The sequence below is a fragment of the Labrenzia sp. C1B70 genome (assembly GCF_000475395.1).
Taxonomy (GTDB): Bacteria; Pseudomonadota; Alphaproteobacteria; order Rhizobiales; family Stappiaceae; genus Roseibium; species Roseibium algicola.
In genome coordinates this window covers 553,443-577,602 of sequence record NZ_AXCE01000062.1, presented here as the reverse complement: position 1 = coordinate 577,602, position 24,160 = coordinate 553,443, and the positions used below count along the sequence as shown (strand labels likewise).

General features: G+C 59.1%; 17 protein-coding genes. 4 read left to right on the top strand and 13 right to left on the bottom strand.

Translation table 11 applies throughout. The features are described from left to right. Positions 1-23: 23 nt before the first annotated feature. Complete coding sequence (locus Q666_RS63495) at positions 24-905, bottom strand: LysR family transcriptional regulator (RefSeq protein ID WP_023001746.1); 882 nt, start codon at positions 903-905, stop codon at positions 24-26. Between the two features lie 101 nt (positions 906-1,006). Here Q666_RS63495 and Q666_RS63490 point away from each other — a divergent pair, with 101 nt between their 5' ends. After that, positions 1,007-2,329, top strand: coding sequence for an aminotransferase class I/II-fold pyridoxal phosphate-dependent enzyme (locus tag Q666_RS63490; RefSeq protein WP_023001747.1), 1,323 nt, complete (start codon positions 1,007-1,009; stop codon positions 2,327-2,329). 63 nt (positions 2,330-2,392) lie between these two features. Here Q666_RS63490 and Q666_RS63485 read toward each other — a convergent pair whose 3' ends face one another. Together Q666_RS63485 and Q666_RS63480 are read right to left on the bottom strand one after the other, a co-directional pair. Continuing rightward, positions 2,393-3,442, bottom strand: coding sequence for an AbrB family transcriptional regulator (locus Q666_RS63485; protein ID WP_023001748.1), 1,050 nt, complete (start codon positions 3,440-3,442; stop codon positions 2,393-2,395). Positions 3,443-3,542: 100 nt separating this feature from the next. After that, a complete protein-coding gene (locus tag Q666_RS63480; protein WP_208993945.1) occupies positions 3,543-4,289 on the bottom strand; it encodes a glutathione S-transferase family protein in 747 nt (248 codons plus the stop codon). A gap of 92 nt (positions 4,290-4,381) precedes the next feature. Between Q666_RS63480 and hemN the strand changes: the two genes are divergently transcribed. Next, positions 4,382-5,755, top strand: coding sequence for an oxygen-independent coproporphyrinogen III oxidase (gene hemN, locus Q666_RS63475; RefSeq protein WP_023001750.1), 1,374 nt, complete (start codon positions 4,382-4,384; stop codon positions 5,753-5,755). A 130-nt stretch (positions 5,756-5,885) separates the two neighbouring features. On the opposite strand, the gene Q666_RS63470 is transcribed toward hemN, so the two are convergent. The 5 genes from Q666_RS63470 to Q666_RS63450 form a co-directional block, all read right to left on the bottom strand. Further along, positions 5,886-6,599 (bottom strand): helix-turn-helix domain-containing protein, encoded by a 714-nt coding sequence (locus tag Q666_RS63470; RefSeq protein ID WP_023001751.1) that lies wholly within the window; start codon positions 6,597-6,599, stop codon positions 5,886-5,888. A 356-nt stretch (positions 6,600-6,955) separates the two neighbouring features. Next, on the bottom strand, positions 6,956-7,312 hold the full coding sequence (locus tag Q666_RS63465) for a response regulator (protein WP_023001752.1): 357 nt from the start codon (positions 7,310-7,312) through the stop codon (positions 6,956-6,958). 142 nt (positions 7,313-7,454) lie between these two features. After that, positions 7,455-8,072 (bottom strand): response regulator, encoded by a 618-nt coding sequence (locus tag Q666_RS63460; RefSeq protein ID WP_023001753.1) that lies wholly within the window; start codon positions 8,070-8,072, stop codon positions 7,455-7,457. Between the two features lie 7 nt (positions 8,073-8,079). Then, positions 8,080-9,267, bottom strand: coding sequence for a PAS domain S-box protein (locus Q666_RS63455; protein ID WP_023001754.1), 1,188 nt, complete (start codon positions 9,265-9,267; stop codon positions 8,080-8,082). A 77-nt stretch (positions 9,268-9,344) separates the two neighbouring features. Further along, the gene (locus Q666_RS63450; protein ID WP_023001755.1) at positions 9,345-10,517 is read right to left on the bottom strand and encodes a pyridoxal phosphate-dependent aminotransferase; all 1,173 of its coding nucleotides are present in this window, start codon (positions 10,515-10,517) and stop codon (positions 9,345-9,347) included. A 274-nt stretch (positions 10,518-10,791) separates the two neighbouring features. On the opposite strand from Q666_RS63450, the gene Q666_RS63440 reads away from it, so the two are divergent. Beyond that, positions 10,792-14,313 carry a PAS domain-containing hybrid sensor histidine kinase/response regulator gene (locus Q666_RS63440; RefSeq protein ID WP_031269641.1) on the top strand — a complete coding sequence of 1,174 codons (3,522 nt, stop codon included), beginning with the start codon at positions 10,792-10,794 and terminating at the stop codon, positions 14,311-14,313. Between the two features lie 44 nt (positions 14,314-14,357). On the opposite strand, the gene Q666_RS63435 is transcribed toward Q666_RS63440, so the two are convergent. Together Q666_RS63435 and Q666_RS63430 are read right to left on the bottom strand one after the other, a co-directional pair. Continuing rightward, a complete protein-coding gene (locus Q666_RS63435; protein ID WP_023001758.1) occupies positions 14,358-16,850 on the bottom strand; it encodes an EAL domain-containing protein in 2,493 nt (830 codons plus the stop codon). A gap of 265 nt (positions 16,851-17,115) precedes the next feature. Further along, entirely contained in the window at positions 17,116-17,799 is a 684-nt protein-coding gene (locus tag Q666_RS63430; RefSeq protein WP_023001759.1) for a response regulator transcription factor, read from the bottom strand. Positions 17,800-18,254: 455 nt separating this feature from the next. Between Q666_RS63430 and Q666_RS63425 the strand changes: the two genes are divergently transcribed. After that, entirely contained in the window at positions 18,255-19,124 is an 870-nt protein-coding gene (locus Q666_RS63425; RefSeq protein ID WP_023001760.1) for a thioesterase family protein, read from the top strand. Positions 19,125-19,205: 81 nt separating this feature from the next. On the opposite strand, the gene Q666_RS63420 is transcribed toward Q666_RS63425, so the two are convergent. The 3 genes from Q666_RS63420 to Q666_RS63410 all read right to left on the bottom strand — a co-directional run bounded on the left by Q666_RS63420 (position 19,206) and on the right by Q666_RS63410 (position 24,034). After that, on the bottom strand, positions 19,206-19,748 hold the full coding sequence (locus Q666_RS63420; RefSeq protein WP_208993946.1) for a hypothetical protein: 543 nt from the start codon (positions 19,746-19,748) through the stop codon (positions 19,206-19,208). 164 nt (positions 19,749-19,912) lie between these two features. Beyond that, entirely contained in the window at positions 19,913-21,568 is a 1,656-nt protein-coding gene (locus Q666_RS63415) for a cisplatin damage response ATP-dependent DNA ligase (protein ID WP_023001762.1), read from the bottom strand. 144 nt (positions 21,569-21,712) lie between these two features. After that, positions 21,713-24,034 carry a nitrate- and nitrite sensing domain-containing protein gene (locus tag Q666_RS63410; protein ID WP_023001763.1) on the bottom strand — a complete coding sequence of 774 codons (2,322 nt, stop codon included), beginning with the start codon at positions 24,032-24,034 and terminating at the stop codon, positions 21,713-21,715. Between the last annotated feature and the right edge of the window lie 126 nt (positions 24,035-24,160).

Here is a 24,160-nt window from a genome sequence, read left to right as displayed (position 1 = left end):
AACGGGAATAGCCTTTCAGGCACCTAGCCCATCTGACGCAAGGCCTGCAGCACCTGTCCGGCCGCACCTTTGCCCCGGCTTGCCGGAAGGGTCCACAGGCAGATCTGACGCTGTAGCGGGACAACTGCTGCAAGAGGCGCCACCAGGGTGCCGGCGGCAAGCTGATCTGCGACAAGTGAGCGATGCGCCATCAGAACGCCTGCGCCGTTCAGTGCTTCTTCGACCGCAAGAGCATAAAGCGAGAAGACAGGTCCGCGTGGCGCAAACCCCTCGCTCGGCATAGCTTCATCCGCCCATATCCGCCAATCGTCTGCCCAGGCCGTGTCCGTCAGACAAACCGCCTCTTTCAGATCACCAGGCTGCTTGAGTGCCTTTGCAAGCGCTGGTGTGCAGACCGGCAGCAATTCGTCTCCCGAAAACGCGATCCCGTTGTCCGGAACGCTGTCGCAGTAGAACAGGCAGAGATCGAATGGCACCCGCTTCAGGTTCGGCGGTGTTTCAAGGGCTGTGACCGAAATGTCGATCTCCGGCAACTTCTCGCGTAGCTGCGGCAGTCTGGGGGCCAGCCAAAGCTGCGCCAGCGCCGGCAGGGCCGCAATGTGTATCCTGCCGGGTGCCGCGTCACGCCTCAGGTCGCGCACCGCAGTTCCAAGCTGGTCGAATGCGGCGACAAAACCCGGCAGTGCCCGCTGACCAGTGGCCGTCAGGCGGACCCCCTTGGCATGCCGCACGAACAGGGCCGCGCCGACCTCCTGCTCCAGCGCCTTGATCTGCGCTGCCACGGCTCCGGGTGTAACCTGCAGTTCCGCCGCGGCCTGTGCAAACCCACCGAGGCGCGCGGACGCTTCGAACGCTCTCAGTGCGTTCAGCGAAGGCAGTCTGGGGACGGGAGGAGCTACGGACATCTACAAGGCCTATTTTTTCTAGCCCTCGAATTTCTAAAATCTGATTTGCGCGAACACAAGCGGAGATGGACACTTTGTCCAAATAGAACCGGAGTTCCGACATGACCGCGCAAGACAAATGCCCCTGGCTCCCCGCTGTGGCTGCCACCCGTATCGACGAGATCACCCAGGCAACTTCGCCTCTCGGATCCGAAGCAATTGCCGCGCGCATCGAAGCGCTGGCCGAGGCCAACAGGACCATCCACGAGAAAGACTGCTTCAATCTCAACCCCGCGACCAACGTGATGAACCCGCGCGCCGAAGCCTTGCTGGCGAGCGGCATGGGGTCCCGTCCCTCGCTCGGCTACCCGGGTGACAAATATGAGATGGGCCTCGAAGCCATCGAGGAAATCGAGGTGATCGCAGCGAACCTTGCCTGCGAAATCTTCCAGTCGGCTTATGCGGAAATCCGGGTCGCCTCGGGCGCGCTGGCAAATCTTTATGCATTCATGGCAACCACAAAGCCGGGCGACGCCATCATCGCACCGCCTGCGTCCGTCGGTGGCCACGTCACTCACCATGCGCCGGGGTGTGCCGGTCTTTATGGCCTGGATATCCACGAAGCACCGGTCGATGCCGACGGCTACACAATCGATCTGGAAGGTCTGCGCGCCCTGGCCCTGAAGGTCCGGCCGAAGCTGATTACCATCGGCATGAGCCTCAACCTGTTCCCGCACCCGGTAAAAGAAATTCGGGCCATCGCCGATGAAGTCGGCGCCTTTGTCCTGTTCGATGCTGCCCATCAGTGCGGCATGATTGCCGGTGGCGTCTTTTCCGACCCGCTGTCGGAAGGCGCACATCTCATGACCATGAGCACCTACAAGAGCCTGGGAGGTCCCGCTGGCGGGCTGATCGTAAGCAATGACCAGGATCTTGCCCGAAAGCTCGACAAGATTGCCTTTCCAGGGCTGACAGCCAACTTTGACGTTGCTAAGTCTGCCGCGCTCGCCATCACCCTTCTGGATTGGCGCGATTTCGGCAAGGCCTACGCTGCCGAAATGGCCGCCAGCGCCGGTGCGCTCGCCTCAGCTCTCGAAGCAGAGGGAATGCCGGTGTTCTCTACCGCCAAGGGGACAACCGCTTCACATCAGTTTGCCCTGGAAGCGGCAGCCCTCGGCGGCGGTCAGGCAGCTTCGAAGAAGCTTCGCCAGGCAGGGTTTCTGGCATGCGGAATCGGACTGCCGATAGCGTCCGTCGCCGGTGACATGAACGGCCTGAGGTTCGGAACACCGGAACTGGTCCGCTGGGGCATGACGACGGCCGACATGCCAGAGCTGGCAAAAATGATAGCCGAAGCGCTGCGATCGAACGATCCGTCAGCGATGGCAGGACGCGTGGCCAAATGGCGCCAGAGTTTCAACACGCTCCACTTCATCCACCCTTGAGAAGCATCACTCAACCTGCAGATCGGCGGTTCTTTGTTCCGCACGCAGGACCGCCAAGCAGGATCAGTTGCTTCGACGCCCCAGAACAAGTCCGGTGATGAAAGGCAGCAGCAGCACCATTCCGGTAAAGCGGGCGATCTGGTGCGCAGCCACAAAGGCGGGGTCGAGATCCAGCATGAATGCGAGCAGCGTCATCACCTCAAGTCCGCCCGGCGCATAGGCAAGCAGGGCCTGGCCAAAGGGAATGTCCACCAGTTCGGCAACGATCCACGCCCCGGCAAGCGAGGTCAGGAACGCCGCGGCAAAGGCGGCCATGGATGCGCCGAGCACGCTGAGAAACTGGCGCAGTGTCATGGACGCAAAGCGGCAACCGATGTGAGCGCCCATCATGACAAAACACGGCAGCACGATGTAGCCCGGCAGGACAAGGACCAAGAGGCCGGATGCATTGAGGCCGGCACTCATGAAAAACGCACCCGTCAGACCGCCCCCCGGAACTCTGGCCTTGATGGCAAGCCAGCTTGCCGCGAGGCAGAGCGGTATCCCGATCAGGAAGTCCTTGAGACCGGAGACATAAATCGTGCTGCTGCCACCGCCCGCCGGTTCTGCGGAGGACACAACGGCGAAAGGCAGCACCGCCACCAGAACGAACAGACGCAAGGACTGGCTGGAAGCGATGCGGGGAAGGTCCGCCCCTCGTTCGGTGGCAAGGGCTATGACATAGGAAAGTGCGCCGGGAATGGCGCCGAAGTAGGCCGTTTCCCTGGACCATTTTGCCCCGTAGTGCAGAACCGCGTAGCCCGCGAACGTGACCGCCACCATGACAGCGATCAGCATGGCCATGGACACCGGCCACTCCGCCACCCGGTCAACGATATCGGGATGGACACCCGCCCCCATGGAGATGCCGATCATGACGAAGAGCGCGTCCCGCAGCGGGACCGGCATGAGCGTCGGCACTTGCGCAAGCGTTGCAATGGCAACGAAGACCATGGCTCCCGACAGCCATGCCGCGGGAAGCCCGAACAGGTTGAATGTTGCTCCTCCGGCAGCGGCAATGAGAAGTGTGACCGCAAGTCTTCCGGCGGCAGATTGAAACGAATTGGCAGGCATCGGGAACCGTTGAGCTTGGAATGGCTCCTTGAGCTATAAATGGATTGATCGGCCAGCGCATGGTTGATTGCATGGATCAACATGTACGGCCTGTATTTTATCAGGCGGTTGTCCCCGGCAACTGTACAGGACGGGGCTCCGTGAAAGGTTTACCCTCAATTCCTTCCAGTTCACAGGCCCTGTGTATCGCCGGGCGCATTTCCAGCCGTTCGCACAGGGCGCGCAGGCGCGGCGTCGCCGCCAGGGACCACTTGCCATCATTACGATAGATCTGCGCCCACCTGGCACAGGCAGCAAGATAGTGGTCGAGGATGGAAATGTCCTGCCCCATGAGAAATGGTCCATTCCAAGTGGCAAGTTCAGTTTCCAGATGCGCGAAACTGCCGGCAATCCGGCGGGTCAGCCCGGCGTGAAGGCTCAAGGCCGTCTCCGGTTCGCGAACATATCTTTCCGGCTTGAAGGAGATCCGAAGGTCGGAATGCAGGGTGTTTGAGAGAAAAAACAGCCATTTCAGGAAGCGGCCGCGCTGTGGAGAGGCCGGCTCCGGGGCCAGACAGCCGTGCGCGTCTGCCAGATGCAGGGCGATCGCGGCGGTTTCGAACATGGGGGCATCCTGACCCGGCACTTCCAGAACCGGGATCAAACCTTGAGGATTGAGCCGCCGATATGCTTCCGAATTCTGTTCGGAGATCAACCTGTCAACAGCCACGTAGTCATAGGGCAGGCCCAGTTCTTCCAATATCATCCTGACAATGAAATTGGCGCTGTCAGGCGAACCGTGCAGGCGATAGCGCTCCAGACCCTCAGGTTTCCGGGTCGGTTCAGTTGCGACAAGCAAATCGGTCACCCCAAAGCTCTCCATCGAATTGCGTGTCTTTCAAACGGCTGGACTTGAGCGATATCAAGGCACGACCGGGGGAAGGGCGGATAGATCGACACATGATGAAAGATCCGCTCTCCTACGCCATGCGCAACGTACCGCGCTATACAAGTTATCCGACAGCACCGCATTTTCATGACGGCGTAACGGCCGGCGTTTACGCGGACTGGCTCAAGGCGCTTTCGCCGCAGGACTCGCTTTCGCTGTACCTGCATGTCCCCTATTGCCGTGAGCTCTGCCATTATTGCGGCTGCCATACCAAGGCGACCCGTCAGGATGCGCCGCTCAAGGCCTATGCAGCGACACTCGGCCAGGAAATCAATCTGGTTGCCGGGCACATGCCGAATGCCGGTCCTGTCCGGCACATTCACTGGGGCGGCGGCACGCCCAGCCTTCTGCCACGGCAGAGCCTGATCGACCTCACCGGCCTGATGCGTGTCAATTTCGACCTTGCACCGGACCTGGAACATGCCATCGAACTCGATCCGAGGCTTGTTACGGAACAGCTCGCCGAGACACTGGCCATCATCGGAGTGAACCGTGCCAGCCTTGGGGTTCAGGACTTTGATCCCGACGTTCAAAAGGCCATCGGCCGTCTTCAGCCCTACAGGGTCGTCAAACAGGCCGTAGAGTTTCTGACAGCAGCCGGTGTCACCGCGCTCAATTTCGACCTGATGTACGGATTGCCCGGCCAGTCGCCGGAAACGATACTCGATACGGTGGAAAAGACGCTCTCGCTGGCACCCGGGCGCATTGCCCTGTTCGGCTATGCCCATGTGCCCTGGATGCGCAAGCACCAGCGCCTGATTGACGAAAGCACCTTGCCGAACGCCGCCGAACGGCTGGCCCTTGCGGACCTCGCCCGCGCGGTACTCCTCAAGGCCGGTTATGTCGCCATCGGGCTAGATCATTTTGCCCGGCCGGACGACAGCATGGCCATCGCCCTTTCGGACGGCTCCCTGAAGCGCAATTTCCAGGGCTATACGACGGACCAGGGCGAACAACTCGTTGGCTTCGGCGTCTCCTCCATCGGACGTCTGTCTGCCGGTTATGTTCAGAACATGTCTGATGTCGGCAACTGGCGCCGGGCAATCATGGCGAGCGAATTGCCCGTATCCAAGGGCTTGGCGCTTTCTGCCGACGACCGTTTGCGGGCACGGATCATCGAAGAGCTGATGACCAACTATGCCTGCGATCTCGTGCCGGCCTGCCGCGCATTCGGCCTGCCGACAAGCCACTTGAACGGTGCTTTCGATGCCTTGCAGGACCTGGCCGCCGACGGCCTGGTCCGTCTGGAAGTGGGCAATGAAACTGCCAGGGTTGAGGTAACTGAGGCCGGACGGCCTTACGTACGTCTCGCAGCCGCCGCCTTTGACGCCTACCTGGCGGCGAGCCAGGCAAGTGGCAAGGCTCGGCATTCTGCCGCGGTTTGAAGAAAATAGCCCCGAGGCGAGACCTCGGGGCCGAATACCAAACTTGCCAGCTTACGGATCGCCGAAGATCGAAAACAAAAAAGGGCCGCGAAAATCGCAGCCCTTTCCAAGTCGACTATAAAGCAACGGATCAGTGCATACCTGTCATCTGACAGAGGCTGCAGACCTTGTTGAGATGGATCTGGTCGGCGCGGTCGACGCGGATAACGCCCCGGCGTTTCAGATCGGACACAACGCGGCTGACAGTTTCGATGGTCAGCCCCAGATAGTCGGCAATTTCCTGCCGGGTCATGTGCAGTCTCAGGTCGAACCCGTCGTCGCTGTCGTCAATCGGCCCAACGCAGCCGACACCACCGCGATCCGGAACGAGATGCATCAGAAAGCTTGCAACCCGTTCGACGGCGGACTTGCGGCCAAGCAGAACCGCATGCTCGTGCAGCACGCGCATCTGGTTGGTCAGGCATCTGGTGAGCGTGCGCTGAAGCGCATCGGAACGTTCGACCTGCTTCAGATCGATTTCCTGAATTTCGGCATTGGTGAGTGTTTCGGCGGTGCAGTCGTTCTCGTCACTGCCGGCGAGACCGAAAATGTCACCGGGACGAAGGACTTCGACAACCTGGCGGCGTCCGTCCGGCAGCAGCTTGTAGAGCATCACCGAGCCCTTCACCAACTCATAGAGCCGCTTTGCGGGATCGCCTTCGTAATAGATCACCGCATGGGTATCGTATTGGACAGCCTTGCCGCCAAATTCCGAAAACGATGTCTTGCTGGGTGTGCAGATGGGAGCACCTGTCATTCTTGGTGCTGCGCCCTGGCCGGGGGTACCCGCGTCGAAATAAGCCATATGTCCCTCCTTCGTGCCTGTGGCACGGCCTTCATTTGCTACGTCAGCGGGTGATCTCCATTCCTTGGTGCTTCCATTTCCGCACCGCTCGAAAAATCGACCACTGCTTGCAGGTGTCCCGTCCGACACCCCGCAGCTTGCAGGATGCACTCTAAAACGCGGAGTGCACACAACGTAATTCGGTCGACTGCGTAAGATAAACTACATATGAGCCGTAACGACGCAGCCGACTAAGGTCTAATCAGGCCGGGACCGCCTGCGCGTTTCGGGCGCGTGAAGCCAACGGCCGCCAAAATCGGCAGCGCCTCAATCTCGAACACTCAATTTTCTGAAATTGCGTCAAGCGGGAGGAGAGATCAGATGATCGCCTTCTGAGACATGGCCGCCGTCAGCATGTCTATCGACAGCGGTTTCCTCAGGACCTTGAGCCCCGGAAGCTCACGAATTTGCTGCAACAGGTTCACTCTCGACTTGCCGGAAATGGCAAGGATGCTCGGAGGTGTTGGCAGGCCCATGAGTTCACGAACGACATCCGTGCCGCATCTGTCGGGAAGGCCGATGTCCACGATCACCCAATCGTCCGACGAAGGAATACCGCCGGCGAAAAAACTCTCCGCATCTTTGTAAGTTATCGGATGATGATCGAGATCTTCGAGCGCAATCGCCAATGCATCGGCGACTGCTTCATCATCTTCAACAATGTGAACAACCACGAATGTAGATCCTCAAAGCCTGCCCCCAACGCAGACGATCAATCATACATACGCGATTTTTTGCTTGCCGGATGTACGCAGAAATACGTTTCGGCATGCCGGTCATCCGGAAATGCATTCCAGCCGTTCACCTGAACCCGGCTTATCCCGAGGCGGAGTGGCCCAAAACAATGCGAACGAGATCCGCCGCATTGCGTGCACCCAGTTTTTCCATGATCCGCGCCCGGTGCACTTCTACCGTTCTCGGACTGATTCCAAGAGTGCGGCCGGCTTCCTTGTTGGAAGCTCCGTCGGTAATTTCCTTCAGGACTTCCAGCTCACGGCGGGTCAGCAGATCCGCTCCCTGGAAGGAGGCCGTGACGACCTCGTCCTGACGCTGCTTGGTGATGGCAATGCTTTCCTTCACTCGCTCCAGCACGGTTTCAGCAGAAAACGGTTTTTCCACGAAGTCAAAGGCGCCGTTGCGGATGGCTTCAACAGCCATCGGAATGTCGCCCTGGCCGGAAATGATGAAGATCGGCGCCGGATAGTGTTCGGCATTCAGCGCCTTGAGAATCTCGATGCCGGAGCGCCCAGGCATATGGACATCCAGCATGACACAGGCAGGAACAGCCTTGCTTGCAGACTGCACGAAAGTGTCGCCATCCGAGAAGGTTTCGACCACATAGCCTTCCATATTGAAAAGCACCGACAGCGCGTCGCGCACCGCCGGATCATCATCAACGATGTATATGGCCTCCGCGTCAGCTTTCATGTCCATCACTTCCTCAGCTCATTTCTTTCGAACCGTTCGTTTCGGCTCTTTCTGCAACATCTTCTTCGGGCGGGTCTATTGGCAAAGACAACACGAAGGAGGCTCCTCGTCCGTTTGCCCCCTTTTCCAGACGCAAATCACCACCATGGTTTTGAGCAATCGAACGGGATATCGCCAAGCCCAGACCAACCCCCTTGTGCTTGGCACCCGTAAAGGCCCGGAACAGGTTGTCAACCAGCTCTTCGGGAACGCCCGGGCCGTTGTCCGTAACCCGAAATTCCAGGCGATCTCCATTCCGGCATACGGCCAGCACCACCTTGCGGTCGGCCTGATCGCAGACCGCTTCACGCGCATTGCGCAGCAGGTTGATGAGAATCTGCCGAATCTGCACCGGGTCGGCCATTAGTGGCGGCAGTCCTCTTGCGATCTCGGCCTTCATGATCGATCTGCCATTGCCGCTGCCGAGTTCCGCCATTTCCAGGCAGCTGGTGACAAAGTCCCGCACTTCGATCGACTGGCGATTGGGCGTTTTCTTTTCCACCAGTTGACGCATGCGCTGGATGATTTCTCCCGCCCGCTCGGCTTCGCGTACCGCCTTGTCGATAACCTCGATGATGAAGGGATCCAGGGATTTGTCGGCACGGGTCTTGCGCGATACGGATTGCAGGTAGAGCAGTACAGCGGTCAGCGGCTGGTTGAGCTCATGCGCAATCGCCGCGCCCATTTCGTCCAGTGCGCTGATCCGGGTCATGTGGAGAAGCTGTGCCTGGGTCTTGGCCAACCGGTCTTCCATCTGTCGGCGCGAGCGCAGGTCGCGCAGGATGCCGATGAATTGTCGTCCGGCCGGTGTCCATGCCTCACCGACAGACAGCTCGATGGGAAAGACCGTGCCGTCCTTGTGGCGGGCCTGGACCTCGCGGCCGATACCGATGATCTTCTTATGACCGGTGGTGAGATAGTTGTTCACGTAGTGATCATGCGCGTTGGCATATTCTGCAGGCATGATCCTGTTGACATTGCGCCCCAGAAGGTCGGCGGCTTCATAGCCGAAAAGCCGTTCGCATGCCTTGTTGAAGGCCAGCACCTGGGCACGATCATTGATCACGACTATGCCGTCGGCCGCGGTATCGAAAACACTGGCAAGACGCGCTTCCGTTACGGCTGCATTGTCATCATCGTGATCTAAAACGTCGTCGCCCACCGTCCCCGCACCCAAATGGAATTCTCGTCCCGTCTAGGTTTAAGGGTTTTCCCGTAGGCCAGCAACCCGTCAGGGCTCTAAATCTCTGGTATCCAAGTGCTAATTCGACGCACTGCTTCCTCCAGGTGATCCTCGCGCCGGGCATAGCATAACCTCAGGTGATGTTCACCGCCCTTGCCGAACGCAGTGCCCGGTGCAAGACCCACACCTGTCTGGCGAACAAGGTCCAGCGCAAAGTTGCGTGTGTCCGTGACGCCCTCAATGGAAAAGAAGAGATAGAACGCGCCGTCGGGTGGCAGCACCTTCACGCGGTTAAGGCCCTGCAATCCCTTGAGAACACAGTCACGCCCCTTGCGAGCACGTGCGACCTGCTCCTGCAGGAACGTGCGCCCTTCGATCAGGGCGGCAACGGCGCCCCACTGCGAAAAGGACGGAACACCCGACGTGGAATACTGGATCAGGTTTTCAAACACCTGGCCGAGTTCCGGCGGCGCCGAGATCCAGCCGACCCGCCACCCGGTCATGGCCCAGTTCTTGGACATGGAATTCACGAAGATGATGCGGTCGTCTTCTTCGGCTATATCGTAGAAGGAGGGCGAACGCTCCCCTTCCCCGTAATAGAACAGTGCATAGATTTCGTCCGCGATGATCCAAAGGTCATGCTTTCGCGCGAGATCCAGAAAAGCCTTCAAGAGGTCTTCGCTTGCAACCCATCCGGTCGGGTTGCAGGGCGAGTTCAGGAAGAGAGCGGTCGTCTGCGGCGTGATCGCTGCTTCGACGTCCTCAATGGCCAGCCGCCAGCCGTCGCCCTCCTCCCGCATCGGCACACTGACCGAACGCGCCCCGTGAATTTCGATGGCAGCCGATATGTTCGGCCAGGACGGCGTCGGCACGATCACTTCGCGCCCGGCTCCTGCAACCGCCTGCACGGCGAGTTGAATGGACTGCATGCCCGATCCGGTCACATAGAATCGTTCCGGCGAGAAAGGCTTGCCGTAAAGATCCTGATGATAGGCCGCCAGTGCCTCGCGCAGCTGCGGGATGCCGCGCTGGTATGTGTAGAACGTCTCGCCCCGGTCGAGCGACGCTTTTGCGGCTGCGCGGATGAACTCGGGCGTCGGCAGATCGCCTTCGCCTGCCCAGAGCGGGATCAGATCTTTCCGGTCACGTCCGGCATTGAAAACTTCGACGATACCGCTTTCAGGTGCGGTTCTGGCTTCCGGGCTCAATCGCTCGATCAGGCTGGTCACGTGGCAGATCCTTCATTGTCAATTGGCGCCACCTTATCGGGTTTGCTTGCCAATGTTCCATGAAAGGATGTGAAGAAGACTTCACCGAAGGTGATCAATTCACATACCTTGGGAAAGCCTTGAAAGCAGATCAGTCGCAAGGCGAATAGACAGATCGATTTGGCTGTGGTCGGATCGGACAAGGCAGCGTAAGGGGTTGCCGGGAAACAGGTTCGAGCCGGCCCGACAAGAGGCCGACGGACTCCATGCCGCTCGGGAGGACGGTTACCAGATCATGCTGCATGGATGGCTCGTGATACTGGCCGCAACGGCCTACATCCTGTGCTTGTTCGCCATCGCCAGCTTCGGCGACCGGATGCCGCGCCGGTATTCTTCGCGTACGGGCGGCCGCCCCTTCATCTACGCCCTGTCGCTTTCGGTCTATTGTACGTCCTGGACCTTCTACGGCTCAGTCGGCAACGCCAGCCGGACGGGCATCGAATTCCTGACCATCTATATCGGCCCCTTGATTGTTTTCGCGCTCGGTTATCCGCTGCTGCAGCGGATCATCCAGATCTCCAAGACAGAAAGCATCACGTCGATCGCCGATTTCATCGGCGCGCGGTACGGCAAGAGCCAGTCGGTCGCAGCACTTGCCACACTGATTGCGGTCATTGGCGTCATTCCCTACATCGCCCTGCAGCTGAAAGCCGTGTCGCTGTCGATCACCACCATGATCGGCCCGCTGATTTCCCCCGGTGACATCTTCACGCCGGTGTTCGATGACGTCACCCTGCTGATTGCCCTCGGCATGGCCATTTTCAGCTGGGCGTTCGGGACAAGACACATTGACGCGACGGAGCACCAGGAAGGGCTGATGCTGGCGATCGCAGCCGAGGCGGTGGTCAAGCTTATTGCCTTTCTCGCGGTCGGCTTCTGGGTCACCTACTCGCTTTTCGACGGCCCGGTCGACCTGATCCGTTCCATCTCGGAAGCGCCTGAAGTCGCGCAGATTTTCGAAAAACCGCTGAACATCGGCAACTGGCTCGTCATGTCGTGCCTGTCGGCCTTTGCGGTGCTCTTGTTGCCGCGCCAGTTCCACGTCACGGTGACGGAGAACAATTCAGACGCCGAGCTGCGCCGCGCGACCTGGATGTTTCCGCTCTATCTGGTGCTGATCAACCTGTTCGTGATCCCGATTGCAGCTGCCGGCCTGCTGCGCTTCGGACAGGACGTCAATCCGGATACCTTCGTTCTGGCCCTGCCTATAGACGCCGGACACCCGTGGCTTGCCCTCTTTGCCTTCATAGGAGGCCTTTCGGCGGCAACGGCCATGGTCATCGTGGCGACGGTTGCGCTGGCCATCATGATTTCCAACGACATCGTTGTGCCGCTCCTGCTGCGCCGGCACAGCGAGGACGACATCGTCAACATCGGCGGCCAGGACATGAGCGACCGGCTGCTGACGATCCGCCGCCTCGCCATCTTCGGCATCCTTCTGCTGGCCTATGCCTACTACAAGGCGGCCGGCAATACCGCGGCGCTCGTTTCCATCGGGCTTCTGTCCTTCGCCGCAATCGCGCAATTCGCTCCCGCTTTCGTCGGCGCCCTCTTCTGGCGCCGGGCCACGTCTCTGGGGGCCATCGCCGGGCTGAGCGGCGGGTTTGTCTTCTGGGCCTATACGCTGCTGCTACCGACCTTCGCCAAATCCGGCCTGATTTCCGACGGTTTCCTGGAAACCGGCCCGTTCGGCATTAGCGAACTGAACCCGCAAGCCCTGCTCGGGATCACCATGGATCCGTTTATCCATGGCACCCTGTGGAGCCTATTCGTCAACATCGTCCTGTTTGTAGGCGGCTCCTTCCTGAGAAAGCCTCTGCCTGCGGAAACCCTTCAGGCAAACGTCTTCGTACCGGCCGAGTTCGCGCCCTCCCCCAGCCTGCGGTACTGGCGTACGTCCGTTACCGCCGGAGACTTGCAGGCAACCGTCGCGCGCTATCTCGGCGAAGAGCGGACGGCCCGTTCGTTCCGGCGGTTTGCGAGCGAACGAGGTATCGAACTCGATCCGAAAACTTTGGCGGACGCCAACCTGCTGCGCTTTTCCGAGCAGCTTCTGGCAAGTGCCATTGGCGCGGCCTCGTCGCGCCTTGTGCTGACCTTGATGCTCAAGCGGCACGACCCGTCGACCAAGGGCGCAGTGAAGCTGCTCGACGACGCCTCCATCGCCATTCAGTACAACCGCGACTTGCTGCAGACGGCACTCGATCAGGTGCGCCAGGGCATCGGAGTGTTCGACCGGGATCTGCGTCTGATCTGCTGGAACAGGCAGTTCCGCGACCTGCTGGGACTGCCTGCCGAATATGGTCAGGTCGGCACCACACTGGATGCGATCCTGCGTTTCAACGCGGAACGGGGCGAGCATGGCCCCGGGCCAGTGGAAGCGATCGTCGCCGACCGGATCGAGAAGCTGGTGCTGATCCAGGAAACCTTTCAGGAAAAACTGGAATCAAGCGGAGCGGTGTTCGAAGTCCGCATCAGTCCGATGCCTGACGGCGGCATTGTGACCACCTATACAGACATCACCGAACGGGTTCTGGCGGAAGAAGCGCTCGCCCGCGCCAACGAGACGCTGGAACGCCGGGTCAGGGAACGCACGGAAGAACTCACCCACGTCAACGAACGCCTGGTGGAGGCCACCCACGCCGCGGAAGAAGCCAATATCGGCAAGACCCGTTTCCTGGCAGCGGCCGGGCATGACATCCTGCAGCCTCTGAATGCCGCCCGTCTTTACGCCTCGGTTCTGGTCGACAAGCTTAAGGACGGTGACGACGGCTCGCTGGTCCGCAATGTGGAAATGGCGCTGGAATCGGTCGAGGACATTCTCGGCGCCGTCCTCGATATTTCCAGGCTCGACACTGGCGCCCTGAAACCGGAACCGACGGTCTTCCGGCTGGACGAACTGCTGCGCGGAATCGATCTCGATTTCCAGCCTGTCGCCAAGGAAAAGGGACTGGAACTGCGGATCGTGCCGACATCCCTTTCGGTGCGGACAGACAGACGCCTTATGCGGCGCCTGCTGCAGAACCTCGTTTCGAACGCCTTGAAATACACTCAGTCAGGCCGCGTCCTTGTGGGGTGCCGCCGACGCGGCAATCGGGTGATCGTGGAAATTCACGACACCGGCATGGGCATCCCGAAAAGCAAGCAGAAGGCGATTTTCCAGGAATTTCACCGGCTGGATGACGGCATGCGCGTTGCCAAGGGGCTGGGGCTAGGCTTGTCTATTGTCGAGCGCATCAGCCACGTTCTGAACCACCCGGTTGAACTCCGCTCGGAAGCCAACAAGGGCTCGTGCTTCTCGGTCGAACTGCCTCGTTCCGCGGACATGCCCGATCTCGTTCCCATTCCGCAGGCCCCAACAATGGCTGGCCAGCTTGATGGTCTGTGCGTTGTGGCCATCGACAACGAGCCGGACATCCTGAGCGGCATGCGCCACCTGCTGACGAACTGGAACTGCAAGGTGATTGCAGCTGCCGATGACGTGGAGGCTGCAAACGAGCTCAGCAAAGCCGGCCTGACGCCGGACGTCATACTGGCGGACTATCACCTCGACAATGGCACCGGTATCGAGGCGATCTTGAAACTGAGATGGAAATTCGGTCGCCAGATCCCCGCGATCCTGATCACCGCGGACCGAAGCCGCCCTGTGCGCACGGAAGCCGAGGAAAAGGACATCGCCTTCTTCAACAAGCCGTTGAAACCAGCTGCCCTGCGTGCCCATCTGGCCCGCTGCCAGGCAGGCCAGGCGGCCGAATAAGCCGCGTTGGAGCCCGGGTCCCGAACGCTGTCAGCACCAATGCATCAGGAAGCTGAGCGGAGCGCTCCAGGGTTCTTCGGCGCGGTGCTCGGCGAACGGTCCTGCCAATCTTCCCTGCGAATCTGGGCGACCCGCATCGGATTGGGATCCGGCTTGCCGAAGTAATAGCCTTGCATGGTGTCGCAGCCGAGCGTGCGCAAAGCATCCACCTGAAACTGGCGCTCCACGCCTTCTGCCGTGACTTCCAGACCAAGGTTATGCGCAAGCGCAATGACTGCAGAGATGATCGCCAGACCGTCGCTGCGTTCGCCGATTTCATCGACGAAGGATTTGTCGATCTTGATCTTGTCGAACTTGTAGTGCCGCAGATACGAAAGAGACGAATAGCCCGTACCAAAGTCGTCCAGCGCGATGCGGATACCAAGGTCACGCAGTTTCTGCAGCTTGATCGATGCTGTGCCGAAGTCGCGCAGGAACACGGATTCGGTGATTTCCAGGACAAGGCGTTCCGGCGGGAACCCCGTTTCCTGCAGCACGGTCAGGATCTGTTCCACCAGGTTTGGATCCATGAACTGGACCGGCGACAGGTTGACCGCAACGCTCTCCAGTTCGGGACATTGGGCTGCCGCTGCACAGGCTTTCCTCAGAACCCAGCTGCCGAGCGGCAGTATCAGACCGGCGTGTTCGGCAATCGGAATGAACACGTCCGGCGGCACCTCACCACGCTCGGGATGCAGCCAGCGGAGCAGGACCTCGCTGGACACCACCTTGCCGGACCGGGCGTCCACGATCGGCTGAAAATCGACATTGAGCTTGCCGTATTCGAATGCTTCGCGCAGATCCGATTCCAGTTCACGGCGCTCGCGGACCTCGCGCTCCATGTCCTGCTCGAAGGCGAGCGACCGTCCCCGGCCGCCTTCCTTTGCCTTGTAAAGCGCAATGTCAGCCTTGCGCATCAGATCGTCGACAGTGTCCTTGCTGTCGCACAGACGGGTGAACCCGACGGTGGCACCAATCGCGAAGTCGCGACGGCCAATCCGGAAAGGCTTGCGTGTCACGGCAACCAGTTCCTCGGCAAATGCAAGAGCTGCCTGATCGCTGACGAAACGGCCGAGCGCGGCGAATTCGTCGCCACCGAAACGCGCGAGCATCGTTCTGCCTTCGCCAAGGGCGGTAAACCGGCTTGCGACCTGCCGCAGAAGTTCATCCCCTGCCGGGTGGCCGCTGGTGTCGTTTACGACCTTGAAATTGTCGAGGTCAATGAGGAAGAGAGTCAGTGTGTTCTGGCCATTCTGGTTTTGCTCTTCCAGTTGCGCCTCGGCCTGTTTCAGGAACCAGCTCCGATTGCCGATCCCCGTCAGGGAATCGTGCTCGGCCAGGTGAGAAACAAGGGCGCTTGCCCTGCGGGCTTCGGTGATGTCGGAAGCAACACCGCGGTAACCGGTAAAGGAACCATGGTCGTCGTAGACCGGACGTGCTGCCAGGGACCACCAGCGCTCCTCGCCGTTCACGTCCACCCCGATGACGATTTCGCGAAAAGCCTGCTGACGCTTCATGGCGTTTTCCAGCCTGATCACGGCTGAACGCGCATCGTTCTCGTCCAGGGAATAGGCCAGATCGACCATGCGCATGGTTTCCAGTTCCGCCCGGTCCCGGCCACTGGCATGTAAGAACCGGTCGGAAATGGAATGCAGATTACCGTGGCTATCCGATTTCCAGAGCCAGTCGCTGGACTTTTCCTCGAACTCGTTCAGCAGCAGGGCGATCAGTTCACCGCGTTGTTCCAGCTCGGCTTCAGCAAGGAAATGGGAGGCAAACAGCCAGCCTGCCGAAGCAACGCTGCCGACCACCACCAGCGTGTAGCTGCTCAACAGGAAGACCAGCGGCCACAGCTCCGCGCTGCGTCCGATTGCGAACGATACGAGCGATGCAAGGAAAAGGATCGCGACCCAGCGAAAGGCTGCCTGCGGCACGGTTGCCAGCGTAAAACCGCCACCACACAGCATGCCGGTGGTAACGCAGGAGGCAATCCAGATGCCGTCGGGATCGCCATAGCCGAATGCGGCAATTGGAACGACCGCCCAAAGACCACTGAAAATCGTCGCGTGCAAGACCGCCTTGTTCAGCGATCGCCGCGAGGCAAGATGAATTGGCGATCTGTTCGCTTTCAGCCACTTGTATAGGGTGTAGGCAAGAAAAGCTCCAATGGCCGCAATCCAGACCGCAATGAAACTGAACGGCATGAAGTGCTGAAACGCGAGCGTAATGACGATTACGTTGACGACGTTTGCCAGCACGATAAAGGGTGTCAGGCGCGCGATACTTGCGATCTGCGCTGCACGTACCTTGCGGGCGAGGAGTTCGTCGACCACCGGGTGACCGAACGCGAGCATGAAGGCGCGAACAGGATTGCTTTCCTGCTGTCCGGTCTGCGTGTCCGCGTCAGACTGGAAGTCCACCTTGAGCTGACGACCGGGCAACACGAAGGCCATGCCGATCGTCTTGAAGATCAGTCGCCAATTGAAGCTGGACCGCATTTTCTCTCCGGGTGGCTACTCGCACTCTGCGTGGCAGCGCCCCGCAGCAATGACGGTTACAGCCATTCCCTGAAATTACGGTAAAAACGGTGGTCTGGATTCCGCTATGTTTTTGCAATCCTGACTGGAAAGCTCGCCCTGAAGGCCTACAGAAATTGCATCCGGGCAGGTCCCTCTCAGCACGCAAAGCAGAAAACGGTCTCACGCATTGGAGACCGTTTCCAGGTGGAGCAGCCAGAAAGTAACGTGGCGCGTGTGCCTGGCGTCATTGAGCCTGGGCAGCCTCGGCGGTTTCGCCGCCAACCTGCCACTGCCCGGCCTCGATCTTGGACGCTGCAATAACGGCCTGGGTTCTGCTTTCCACGCCAAGCTTTTGCAGGATCGCGGATACATGGGCCTTTACGGTCGCTTCCGAAACGGACAGTTCGTAGGCAATCTGCTTGTTCAGAAGACCTTCAGACAGCATCATCAGAACACGAACCTGCTGGGGGGTAAGCGTTGCAAGGCGCTGGACCAGATCGCCGCTGCCATCGTCGGCGGCGAGGTCGACATCCGGCGGGGTCCACATGTTGCCGGACATGACCTCCGAAATCGCCTCGCGAATGACATCGATCCCGTGAGACTTCGGAATGAAGCCGGAAGCTCCGAATTCAACCGCGCGCCGGATGGCCTGCGGATCTTCATTGGCCGAGACCACCACCACAGGAACGCCGGAATATTGGGCCCGCAGGTACATAAGCCCGGAAAAACCGCGCATGCCGGGCATGGACAGATCAAGCAGGATGAGATCGACTTCGCCATCCTGTTCCAGCTTGGCCGTAACGTCCTCCAACGCACCGGCTTCCTCGATCACAGCATCGGGGTATTGTGTTTCGAGCGTTTGACGCAGAGCACCCCGGAACAGGGGATGATCATCCGCGATGATGAACCGATACGATGTCGCCGACACGTTGTTATTCCTCCCTCAACGGTCCGTTTGGCCCGCAGGTTCCGCCAGAGCCATGCGTCGCAGTCATCCTGCACCCGCTCGCTTCTTGATTTTATGGCGAAGCCCCGTTGTTGCGGCCATTGTGAAGTATGTTTGCAACATGGGTTACGCGCAAGTCAAACCATGCTTTTGACCAACACTCCATGTTCACGCGCTGCGCATTCGCTGTTGGCACGGCAAATAGGCTGCCTTTACGCGCAAGAAAAATAGTCAAGTTAGAACCACCGACAAAAACAACCTTAAGTTTAAATTACCTCGCCGCAGTTGATCTTTTCATTTTACCCGCTTCCTCAACGTTGCCTGAACTAATTTTCCAGAATCTACATTTCTTGTTGATAATCAATGCAAAGACAGCAACAAATGACCTGTCCAATACACATCACATAATCAAAAATCACTGAGTGCACGAAGCAATTATGACAATTCAGGCAACGCTGTTTTCATTTGTGAACCGTTGGGAATGTGACGAAAACGATCATCTGAACGTCCAGTTCTACTTCAGCCGCTTCGAGGAAGCAGATCGCCAGTTCCGGCTGATGACCGGCTTGAGCGAAACCGTCGTGGGGGCTCGCCGGGTGCGCCACGTGCGCTACCACAAGGAGATGCGCACGGGAGACCTGATCACGGTTCACTCCAGTATCGCCTTCGACGGCCCGCATATGCTCACTGTCATTCACGAAATGCGCGACGCCGCCACAGGAACGCTTTCGGCAACAGCTCTCGACGGATATGAGCCGAGCGCCAGCGCCGCGAAGACCTTGCGCCAGCGCTTCCGCGACTTCCAGACGCCAATGATTGCAGAGGCCGGACCAAGGGGGATTTCCGCCGGACCGGCAAATGCACGCGCAACGCTTGCGGCCCTGCAGTCGAAAGGCGCCCAGATCGTCTACCGGGGAACCGTTTTGCCCCGCGATATCGGTCCAGACGGCAAGGCCGACGACAGATTTGCCCTGTCCTGCTGCACGGACGGCGTAGCCCATGTCTGGCAGCGTACGCCGATGACACACGCCTATCTGACGGAAAACGGTTTCGGCCGGGTGGCCGTTGAAATGAAGCTGACCTGGATCACACCGCTGAAGACCGGCGACGCAATGCTGGTGGTTTCCGGCTTTACCGGCGTCAATCCAAAGACCTTCTCGATGCGCCATCACCTGTTTGAAACACGGACGAACCGTCTCGCCGCCGTCCTGGATGTTGTCGCGCTGACGATGGATCTGACCAGGCGTGTTGCCGTGGAACAGCCGGATGAAGCCTATCAGAGCATCAACAAGATGCTGATCGACTGACGTCTCCCGGCCAAGGAACTTTGCCGGACACAGCGTGCCCCTGGCAGGGACACGCTGTTTTTTTATCCTGACTTCAGGCGATCAGTTGGCTTCGCCTTCGAAGTCCTTCTGCAGATCGCGAACCATGCCAAAGAAACGACGCATGGCGCTTTCTGTGAAAGTCAGAACCTTTTCCAGTTCCTCATCTTCCTCGGTTGTCGATGGGCTGCGTCCGCCCTGACTGGAGCCGCGTGCTTTTGGGCGATCAAGTGCGGAACCGGGTGGCAATTGCTTGTCGGACTTTACGCCATTGCCTTCCAGCTCCTCCACACGGGCTGTCAAGCGATCCACTTCACCGGCCAGCTCGTTGATTTCAGCAAGATAGGCATCTTCTGCCAGCGGCACCGGATTGCAGCGCCAGGCGTCGCTCTGCTCCTTGCAAATGGAGACGGTCCCGTTCTGCCGGTCCACCCTGAGGATATCCTCATCCACCCTGACCAGGGAAAAGCGGTCCGCCTGTCCCTTTGTCACTGCGTCTGCGGTTTCAGGGGAGACGCTGTCCTGGGCGACAGCTGCCGGGGCCAGAAGAATGGCCAAGGCCAGCCCGCGGACCACGGGAGCCAGATATTTGTTGCGGATCGTCATATTGCCTCTCCGGTTGCCGGCCTCGCGCTTTCGCACCCCAGGCATTTCAGTTGAAACAGGGGCACAAGCGTCTGGCCGTTTGTATCTTGCCATGGGTGCCATATTTCCATGGCCAAAGCACGACTTAAGGGCGGGTTTTCAAAAGCGAGTTGTCGAACACCGAATTACCCTTCTTCGCCTGGCAACATTGCCTGAAGCGTTTCCAGCCTGTCGGCCTCAGCCGCCGGCTTGTCCCAACGCAGCCTGGAAATGCGAGGAAAACGCATGGCAACGCCGGACTTGTGCCGGCTGGACCGGTTGAGCCCTTCAAAGGCGACCTCCAGCACAAGCCCCTTTTCAGCGCTATGAACGACTTCCCTCACCGGTCCGAACCGGTTGATGGTGTTGTTGCGCACATAGCGGTCGATTTCACGCAATTCCTCATCGGTAAAGCCGAAATATGCCTTGCCGACCGGAACCAGCTCGGCTTCCGCCTCCCCGTCACGCCAGACACCGAAGGTATAGTCGGAATAAAAGGATGAGCGTTTGCCGTGGCCGCGCTGCGCATACATCAGCACGGCATCGATCAGGTAGGGTTCCCGTTTCCACTTGAACCACAATCCCTTCGGCCGGCCGGTGACATAGGGCGCATCCCACCGCTTCAGCATCAAGCCTTCAACGGCATCGGCGTCGGCAGGAGGCAGATGGGCATGGGGATCGGTGCGCGCGGCGGTGATTTCCTCCCATCCGGTTACCTTCACCATGGGCGACAGATCGATGCTTCCCTCCGGCAATCCGGTGATAAAGGCTTCAAGCGCCTTGCGCCGTTCTGCAAACGGCAGCTCCCTCAAATCGGTTCCGCCGACACTGAGCAGGTCGTAGGCACGGATCGCTGCCGGGTATTCGCGGATCAGTTTTGGCCCGGCGGTCTTGCGGTTGAGGCGTTTTTGCAGATCTGCAAAAGGACGCACCTGACCGTCCGACACCACAAGCAATTCGCCATCAATGCAGGCATCGAATGTCAGCAAATCCAGAATATCGGGAAAGGCCCTGGATATGTCTTCACCGGTCCGGCTGAACAGGCGGCGTACGCGGTCGCCACGCTCTGTCAGACCGGCTGCCGCCTGAACGCGAATGCCGTCCCATTTCCACTCGACCGCAAAGTCCTCCGCGTACAGAAGCTCCGTGTCCCTGTCCTCGTCCAGGGGGTGCGCCAGCATCACCGGCCGGAATGGTGCGGGATCGGATGTTTGCGGTTGTCCGGCCAGTCCTTCCGCCCAGGCGAACAGTGCCTCATAGGGGGGCTCCAGCCCGTGCCAGACCTCCTCTACGGAAGCAACGTCCAGTCCACCGAGCTTTGCCACGGCCGTTTTCGCGAGGCGCGCAGATACCCCGACGCGCAAACCGCCCGTCACCAGTTTCAAAAGGGCCCATCTGCCGGTCTCATCCAGCGTGTCCAGCCAGTCGGTCAGCAAACCGGGCACTTCGCTCTTTCCGGCCCCTTCCAGCCGCTTGACCACTTCAGACAGGCTGGGGGCAGCTTCTTTCAGGGCAACCTCTCCGTTTGCAGCCTGCGGCCACATCAACGCAATAGTTTCGGACAGGTCACCAACAAAATCATAGGAAAGCGCAAACAGCTCCGGGTCCGTCCGCTCGCCGATCAAAGCCCTGAGCAGGGCAGGTTTGGCGTGTTTGAAACTCAGCCCGCCTGTCAGTGCGGCCAGGGCAAAGCCCCGGTCCGGATCCGCGACCTCCTGGAAATAACGGATCAGGAGCGCTTCCTTGGCGAGGCGCCTGGGTTCCAGCGAAAGCCGGTCGAGCAGATGGGAAAAAGCCAGCATAAGCGCTATACGAACCGCGAAAGCGCCCGGACTGCAAGCCCTGGTGGTTTTTCCAGAAAGGATTTGACCGGACAGCCTTTCGGTGTCCGGTCAAAACAAATACCTGGGTTCCGGCAGACGTTACATGGGACAGCTTGCAGCCTGTCAGGCTGCCGCGGCCACGCGGTCCGCTTCGGCACGATATTGCAGACCGACCGTGTCTTCCTTTACCCATTTGATTTCCATCGGGTATTTGCGGCCGGAAAAGTCCTCGTAAGTCAGCAACTGGCCTTCGCGCGCTCCGTCGAAATACATCACACCGATACCGCCTTCCGAGCTGTTCATCAGACGCGTTTCGAAAGACCGGCCATCCTCGGTCACAAGCGTGACTTCCTGCCCCATTTCCTGTTTGCGGCTTGCCCGGCGGCGCTCTTCGACATCGCGCGTCATTTCTTCAAGGAAGCCTTCAATGCCATGGGCCATCTGGTCTGCCACCTGCTTCACCTCACCGGCGATGGTGTCGACCCTCTCCGCCTCACCGGCTGTTGTCTGGATGGCTTGGTCAACTGTTTCTGCACTGCTGACAGCGTTGCTGGTTTCGCTTGCCGCCATGGTGATGCCTTGCGAGATTTCCTGCGTGGCGACACTTTGTTCGCCGACTGCCACGGTGATGGCGCCGGTGACTTCGTGGATCAACTCGATGGACCCGGAAATCCTTCGGATGGAATCCACCGCCTCATCCGTAAGCCCCTGTACGGCAGAAATCTGGCTTGAAATCTCTTCCGTTGCCTTGGCGGTCTGGGTCGAGAGTTCCTTGACTTCCGCTGCAACCACGGCAAAGCCCCTTCCAGCCTCACCTGCACGGGCAGCTTCAATGGTCGCGTTGAGGGCAAGCAGGTTGGTTTGCTCGGCAATCGCCCGGATCATTTCAACAACCGTGTCGATTTTTTCAACCGCTTCGGCCAAGCTGGAAACATTGGTATCCGTGCGCTGCGCAACAGTTGTTGCCTCGTCGATAACACCACTTGCCCGTTCCGCCTGGTTCATGATCTCCTGGATTGCCGCCGACATTTCCTCGGCAGCAGCGGCAACGGTCTGAACGTTGTTCGACGACGACGTCGAAGCGTTTTTCGCTTCGGAAGCAGCGTTCGAGGCCTCCTGCGAAATTTCCCGGACGCGGGCTGCGATATCCGCCATGGCCGCAGTCCGGTTATCAACGTCGCCCGTAACGGTTTCCATCAGGTTGCGGAACTTTTCGATAAGATTTTCGACGTGGTTCTGGCGCATGCGCTCGCGGTCGCGTTCCTTCACGGCTTCACGTTCGAGTGTCTCCCGAACCCTCGCGTTTTCCTGGAAGATACCGCCAGCACGGGCAAGATCGCCGATCGCGTCCGCGCGCTCGGTGAACGACATCTTGAAGTCGAGATCGCCTTTCGAGATCCGGACAAGCTCACTTGTAAGTTTGCCCAGAATGCCGTTGACGCGGCCGATCTGCCAAATGCAGAGCGCGATGGTGATCAACACGACAGCCAACTTTACAACAATAACATTTCGCAGATGAGATGCTGCTTCATCGGCCATCACTGCCGCGCGGGCTTCCGCTGCCTTGAGCATTTCGAGAGAGGCTGCGCGAATGAGGTTCAACCGTTCGGTTGCCTTGCCGAACCAGACAGTCCCGTCAATGCCCTGCCCATCCTTGGTTTCAGGCAGCGACCGCAAGACCTTGCGCCACTCTGAAACCTGCTCGACTGATGATCCGGCCACCTGTTTCTCGAAAGCCGCCAGTTGCGCGGGTGTAGCGGTCCGTTTGAAATTGTTCAGGAATGCGGTTTCAACCGACAGGCGGTCGAAATAGGCCAGGAACCGATCTGGCGGTACTTCTCCACTCTTGCCCACAAGTGCAAAAAGCTGTCCACCGATTGCTCGCTCCAACCCTCCGGCTTCTCCGGCTTCCGTCAAAAGAATGAAGGGGCTCATCTGGTTGGCATAGGCGTTATCTGAACTTGCCTGCGCGGCGGACTGGACGAGCGTAATGAGGTCGCGCACCTTTCCGGAATAAAAGGCCAGGTTCTTGCCACCATCGATGGTCTTGCCATCAATTCCAGATCGATGCGAAGCAATAGCATCCATGCCGGCAGCCGTTTCGCGAGCTTCTGAAAGCAATTGCTCATTGCCTATGTCGAACTGGTCCACGGCTGAATGCAGTTCTTTCACTGCTGCGTCGGTCGCTTCGCGTTGCGCCTGAAGAAGCTTTCGCGGCTCATCCGCATAGCCTGATGCCAGCATCACTGCTGTCAGACCGCGCTCCTTCTGCAGCTCATGCAGAACCATTTCGGATTTTTCTGCAAGATCAACAATAGGCAAGATTTCAGACGCCTGCTGGCTTTCTGTGTACGCTTCCTGCAAGGCAATCGCACCGGCCACTACAAAAGCAAGTAACGGAACCATTGCGAGCAGCGCAATCTGAACTCGAATCGATTTCAGCATTTTTAGCCCCCGAACAATAGGTGGCAAAATCTAACGCTAGGGCAGGTTAATATTTTCAATAACCTAAAGATGAAAAAATAGGCAGACACCAATCTACGGTATAATTACCAATAGTGGGTCAAGCGG

Bases quoted from the DNA above. Each gene is read 5' to 3' on its own strand.
- Q666_RS63495 (WP_023001746.1), bottom strand. From the start codon at position 905: ATGTCCGTAGCTCCTCCCGTCCCCAGACTGCCTTCGCTGAACGCACTG.
- Q666_RS63490 (WP_023001747.1), top strand. From the start codon at position 1,007: ATGACCGCGCAAGACAAATGCCCCTGGCTCCCCGCTGTGGCTGCCACC.
- Q666_RS63485 (WP_023001748.1), bottom strand. From the start codon at position 3,442: ATGCCTGCCAATTCGTTTCAATCTGCCGCCGGAAGACTTGCGGTCACA.
- hemN (WP_023001750.1), top strand. From the start codon at position 4,382: ATGATGAAAGATCCGCTCTCCTACGCCATGCGCAACGTACCGCGCTAT.
- Q666_RS63470 (WP_023001751.1), bottom strand. From the start codon at position 6,599: ATGGCTTATTTCGACGCGGGTACCCCCGGCCAGGGCGCAGCACCAAGA.
- Q666_RS63460 (WP_023001753.1), bottom strand. From the start codon at position 8,072: ATGGACATGAAAGCTGACGCGGAGGCCATATACATCGTTGATGATGAT.
- Q666_RS63440 (WP_031269641.1), top strand. From the start codon at position 10,792: ATGCTGCATGGATGGCTCGTGATACTGGCCGCAACGGCCTACATCCTG.
- Q666_RS63435 (WP_023001758.1), bottom strand. From the start codon at position 16,850: ATGCGGTCCAGCTTCAATTGGCGACTGATCTTCAAGACGATCGGCATG.
- Q666_RS63425 (WP_023001760.1), top strand. From the start codon at position 18,255: ATGACAATTCAGGCAACGCTGTTTTCATTTGTGAACCGTTGGGAATGT.
- Q666_RS63420 (WP_208993946.1), bottom strand. From the start codon at position 19,748: ATGACGATCCGCAACAAATATCTGGCTCCCGTGGTCCGCGGGCTGGCC.
- Q666_RS63415 (WP_023001762.1), bottom strand. From the start codon at position 21,568: ATGCTGGCTTTTTCCCATCTGCTCGACCGGCTTTCGCTGGAACCCAGG.
- Q666_RS63410 (WP_023001763.1), bottom strand. From the start codon at position 24,034: ATGCTGAAATCGATTCGAGTTCAGATTGCGCTGCTCGCAATGGTTCCG.